This is a genomic window from bacterium (assembly GCA_040757115.1).
GTDB lineage: Bacteria > UBA9089 > CG2-30-40-21 > CG2-30-40-21 > SBAY01 > JBFLXS01.
The window spans coordinates 5,359-10,998 of sequence record JBFLYA010000125.1 but is presented as its reverse complement, the minus strand read 5'-3'; the positions used below and the strand labels follow the sequence as shown (position 1 = coordinate 10,998).

The 5,640-nt window shown below is 38.6% G+C and carries 5 protein-coding genes; all 5 read right to left on the bottom strand.

Annotated elements, in window-relative coordinates:
• Positions 1-244 (bottom strand): hypothetical protein (locus AB1422_11660; protein MEW6619971.1); only part of this gene is annotated, 244 nt, incomplete at its 3' end.
• A 206-nt stretch (positions 245-450) separates the two neighbouring features.
• Positions 451-594 (bottom strand): hypothetical protein, encoded by a 144-nt coding sequence (locus tag AB1422_11655; GenBank protein MEW6619970.1) that lies wholly within the window; start codon positions 592-594, stop codon positions 451-453.
• Positions 595-812: 218 nt separating this feature from the next.
• Positions 813-2,099, bottom strand: coding sequence for a right-handed parallel beta-helix repeat-containing protein (locus tag AB1422_11650; protein MEW6619969.1), 1,287 nt, complete (start codon positions 2,097-2,099; stop codon positions 813-815).
• A gap of 293 nt (positions 2,100-2,392) precedes the next feature.
• Positions 2,393-3,070 (bottom strand): hypothetical protein, encoded by a 678-nt coding sequence (locus AB1422_11645; protein ID MEW6619968.1) that lies wholly within the window; start codon positions 3,068-3,070, stop codon positions 2,393-2,395.
• A 19-nt stretch (positions 3,071-3,089) separates the two neighbouring features.
• On the bottom strand, positions 3,090-5,640 hold a 2,551-nt coding region (locus tag AB1422_11640; GenBank protein ID MEW6619967.1), incomplete at its 5' end, for a family 16 glycoside hydrolase.

The window sequence follows — 5,640 nt, the reverse complement described above, 5'->3', positions numbered from 1 at the left end:
TAAGGTCATATTTAGGTTCTGGTGCTCCATCTCCTACAACAGGGCTTGATATATTCGCTAACTCAAGTATTGCTTTAATCTCTCCCTCATGTATGGCTATTCTTATCTCTCTCTCATTCTTAAGGGCGTCTGATACCTCTTTATTACCACTCTTGGCTTTATTGATAGGCTGCATCAGTTCTTGATTAGTAGCGTTTTTAGTCGCCAGGGATATTAATTTTGTTGCATCCTCTCCATATGCCACCGCCAGTTGATATACATCTTCTACATTTATCTCCTTATTATTTAGCTTTTGTGCAAGGACATCCGCAGGTAACTCTCCCTTTTTATATCTTACACGGAGGTCATAATCTTTTCTGGATTCTCTTACCGCATCTCTAATCGAAGTAAATATATCGCTACCTGTCTCTTTAATGGAAGCAAAGGTTTGCCCTAACTCATGAGCAATATCTATAATTTTATGTAGGCATCCTGGTCTTTAGGGATAGAAATATCAAGAGTAGGTAGATGAAGATATGAGGCAAGGTTTGAGGCATTCTGGTAGGCCTGGACAGCCATCTCACTCCATGCCTGTGCACCTTTGTAAAAACTCATTCCTTCTTCTTTTAAAGCATCTGTTATTCCTGTTTCTGGCTTGTCATCCGTAGCGTATTCAATTCCATTCCTAATAATATTACCCAGACTAATAAGCTAATTCACAATTTTAGTTGTCAACACTCACTCAAGATGCGACCCTCCGACCCTTCTCGCAACCCTTCTCAAACCTAATAATAACAATGGGTTATTTTTAAGTGCATTCTACATTTATACATTTATGGTTTAACTTCCATTTTACACTCATATACACCTATATCTACTATGCCATTTATTATGCGAGGATTACCGTCTTTGTCAGTTAAAGAGATACCCGAAGCTGTATTTAAACCTTTGTCTATGCAAGGTGAGATTGATTGAAGATGATAGTCTCCATTTCCAATAAATTTTGGGTCAGAAGATATATTCCCTGCAAAACCTGCTTTTATGTTTAGCCATTTAACTGTTCGAGATTTTAAGCCTTCATCATAATAATCAGAGGGTGTGTTGTTATAAAAACAGTTATAATTTGTTAAAGGATCACTTGTAGTATCAGCCTCATATATTCCATATCTGCTATTTTGCGTTATTATGCAGTTTGTAATACATGGAGAGGAATTATTAGAGCAATAGATTCCACCACTATACCGATCAGCAATATTTCCTGTTATTACGCAGTTTATAATGGTAGGAGAGGAATTATAATAACAATTGACTCCAGCACCATCAAAGTTAGCCATATTTTGTATAATTACACAGTTTGTGATGGTTGGAGAGGAAAACCTCACACAATAAATTCCACCCCCACCACCAGCAATATTCTGCATTATTGTGGAGTTTGTAATGGTTGGAGAGGAATCAAATCTGCAATGAATTCCACCACCCCAGACGGCACTATTCCCTCTTATTATGCAGTTTGTGATAGTGGGAGAGGAACAACTACATACAATTCCCCCACCAAAGTAATCAGCCTTATTTCCTATTACTATGCAATCTATGATAATTGGAGAGGAAAATAAACATGCAATTCCACCTCCAGCACCCTCTGTAGAAGCACTATTTTGCGTGATTATGCAGTTTATGATGGATGGGGAAAAAGTTCCACAATAGATTCCACCACCATAGTTTTCTGGCCATTCCCCAGCAACATTTCCATTTTTAATAGTGAACCCATCCATGATATCATTACTATTTTGACCTGTGTCATTGAAATAAAATCCTCTCCCATTTTTTTCACAGTCAATGATAGTAGTTAAAGGTCCATTTTGGGATTTTACAATGATATGCTTTTCTTTCCAAGTTAGATTTTTGTTTCCTGTTCCAGTATATATCCCGGGTCTTACACAGACTGTACCAAAATCTGAACAGGCATCTATTCCTTCTTGGATAGTGCGATAAGGATATTTTTCAGTTCCATCTTCTATCTCTGATGTATTATCGTCATCAACATATATTGTGCTTGCTTCTCCATTTTCTCTTAAAACCAACCCTAATATCACCAAACCTATCCAAAATACCTTCTTCATCTTTCACCTCTTCAATTAAACTCTGGTTCAACAAGATAGCCATCTTCATCGGGAAGATAGACTACTCTTGTTTCTCTCTTTTTTATTATACTCACCCACCATAATCCTCAGGATTTATTGGCAATCGAGGGGAGAAGGGTCAGAGGGGAGAAGGGTCACATCTTGAATTGTGAATTACCCCTTGTTAATTCACAATTCAAGATGTGACCCTCACTCATACTCACTCATACCCCTGTGCCTCTGCGGTAAAAAATAAACAAAAAGGTGGTATTTTTACCACCTTTTGGCATTTATTAGTAAATCCCTAAAGGCTCTCCAAGAAGACGCGCTCGAGATTCTGGCATATGGTAAGAAAGTCTGCCAGGACCAAATCCATCTACTGCTGTTGGCGATAAATCTTCTACACGTATAAATTGACAACCTGTTAGTTTTTTTTCTTCTACAAAATGTTTTACCTTTTCAGTAACAAAGATAAATCTTGGCATTGGCCAAACCATGAAGAAATCACTTCCATCCCATTGAGAAGGGTTAATAAGGGCAGATAGATTAGTGATTCCAGAGTACTCCAAACCTCCACACGCCTCACACGAGTCTATAAGTTTTATTCCAGACTCAGGTGGTGCCATACCAGCCCAGCCTGTAATTACCATCTCCCATAATTGAGGGATTGGTTTTGGTTCTTTCCCCATCCTTTTTACTTTCTTTACAGTGACTGGTTTTAACTCATATCCTGTAAACCCTGCCTCTTTGAATAACCCAGCTACCTTATCCGTAATTAAACACTCGCCACCAAACACTATCCATATAAAATCTCTAATATTAGGAGATGGCAATTCTATCATTAAATCTCCTATCCTTTTTCCTCCCCTCCTGTGATGTTTATCTTTTGGACAGATAATCTGTTCTAAATCCATCCCATCTGCCCAGTCAGCTCCTAAATAGTTCTCCTCATGATAGAGTCTATAAAACATAGAAATCCCTCCTTGGTCTTTATCGAAGATTAAGTTCTTTATTTATCTTTTCAATCTGTTTTAATATCTCTGTTTGCATATTTTCTATCTGGCCTAATTGCCATTGTTGAAGATCAGGTTGTTTCTTTATGTTGTCTAACTGCTCTAAGATCTCGTTGTCCATCTTCTTTAATTGTTCTAATATTTTAGTATCTTTAACATAATCACCATATTTCTCAAAAAATCCTTCCCATTGTTTATTCCAGTGGTTTGGTCCTGTATGGATACCATAGGGTTTTAAGTTATGAAACCATTTAGCAAATGGCACTGTCCACTCCTCAATATCCAATCCTGCCCTGGCAAAATTGGGTGCAAGCTTCTTAGACTGGGAAAGTGCATGGTGTATATGTAAAACCTCTTTTGCTACCTGGTCGGCATTCTTAACTAATACCCCTGACATTCCAGGGACAAATATTGCTCCAGCAACTAATGCCCTTTGAACAGGTGAAAGTTTACCTTCAGCAAGACTATATCCTGCGGTAGCCATAAATATGTCATAAACAGTTTCAATTACTTGCCCCCCTGGGAGAAATCCAACTGCGGCAATGCCTCCCTCAATAGCAATACCTGCATCCCTAAGTATCCCTTTCCACCACTCTGCGACTACATTGTTTACACCAATGCATCTTATTGTACTTCCCTCTGGCGTAATAATTGTCTCTCCAGTGCTAATTTTACACTCCATCTGCATAAGTTCCAATAAGTATTTTGTTCCTTTCTCAAAGTCAACACAAGGAATTGTGCTGTCACTTGCATTAGCTAACTGAGGAGTAATAGCAGAAGAAAACTCCTTTATCGCCTCATTTATCCTCTCATTCCTTTCCCCCTTAAGTGCCTCGGATACCTCTTTGTTACTACCCTTATCTTTATGGATAAGCTCCATCAGTTCTTGATTGGTAGCGTTTTTAGTCGCCAGGGCTATTAATTTTGTTGCATCCGCTCCATAAGTTACCGCCAGTTGGTATACATCTTCTACATTTATCTCCTTATTATTTAGCTTTTGCGCAAGGACATCCGCAGGTAACTCTCCCTTTTTATATGCTATCCGCAGGTCATAATCCTTTCTGGATTCTCTTACCGCATCTCTAATCGAAGTAAATATATCGCTCCCTGTGTCTCTAATGGAGGCAACGGTTTGCCATAACTCATGAGCAATGTCTAATTTTATGTAAGCATCCTGGTCTTTGGGGATAGAACTGGGAGTAGTAGTGGTAAAATTAAGCATTGGGACAAGTCTTGAGGCGTTCTGGTAGGCCTGGATGGCCATCTGACTCCACGCCTGTGCACCTTTGTAAAAACTCATCCCTTCTTCTTTTAAGGCATCTGTTATTCCTGTTTCTGGGTTGTCATCCGTAGCGTAGTCAATTCCATTCGCAATAATATTACCCAGTGAAGAACCAACTAATTTGGTGCCGATATTTATCCTTTCTTCATCTGATAACTCTTTACCAAACAATACCCCTTCTTTGCCAGTAGCCGCTACACCTAATTGATAGGTTTTGGTCATATATTTCAGTGCTCCAGGTGAGATGGTGTTAGAGAAGGGTAGGTGAAGGCTATTTAACCCTTTTGGTAAGATTTTACTAAAGTCAGTAGCCATATAGTTAAGCCCTGCTATAAACCTTTGACTACCGTTTATCTTCCTGCCACTGCCGTCGGTTAAGTCATTACCAGTTAAGGCAATAGAGGCGTAATTAATTTTATTGATGGTATCAGCTAAGGTAACAAGTTTTGAGATAGTATCGATATTATTTAAGTTATTCAGGTTAGCCGCTAACTTACCTAAGCTACCAAATTTAGCCAGTTGCGCTGGAGTTAATTTAGCTAATTCCCCCAGCCCGCCTAAGAATCCTAAGGCACCTTGTAAATAATCCCCTTTCTTGATACCTTGAAATGCCTGATACATCGTGTATAACTGACCAATGACGGGTATGAAGGGCGCAACAATATTGATAAGTGTTTTTAGATGACTTACTCGATGTGATTCTACTCCATAATATTCCAATCTTGGTAGTCCATCAGCCGTGAGGATATTGGCTAATTCTTCATCTGAGATAGTTGTGATTTTGGCAGGATTTAACCCATAAGAGTTCCAGATACTACTATCGCCTGCTGGGACATACTTTTTCTGTCCACCCATCATCATATAAACCGCATTTCCAGAGCCTTTGAGTAAGGTTCTGTTAGCATACGGAATAGGGTCAAGTGGCATCCCTTCTGGAATTTCATCTAATTCTTTGTATGAAATGGTTTTTTGCAGTTCTGAAACTTTTACATCGTCAAATTGTGCCTTAGTTTTATAGGTCTGAAGGATTATACTGCCTAATTTATGAGATTCATCTCTAACAAAAGCAACTACATTATCATTTTCATATACCTTAATCTGGTTACCACTGGCTATTATTTTATAATTTGCCCAGGTATTAAGAGGTAATGTCCTTGATACTTCAGCAAGACGAGTCCAACTTCCATTTACTACTCTGTATAAATTAAGATAGGTGCCAAATATCTGTAAGACATATTGATTCTGT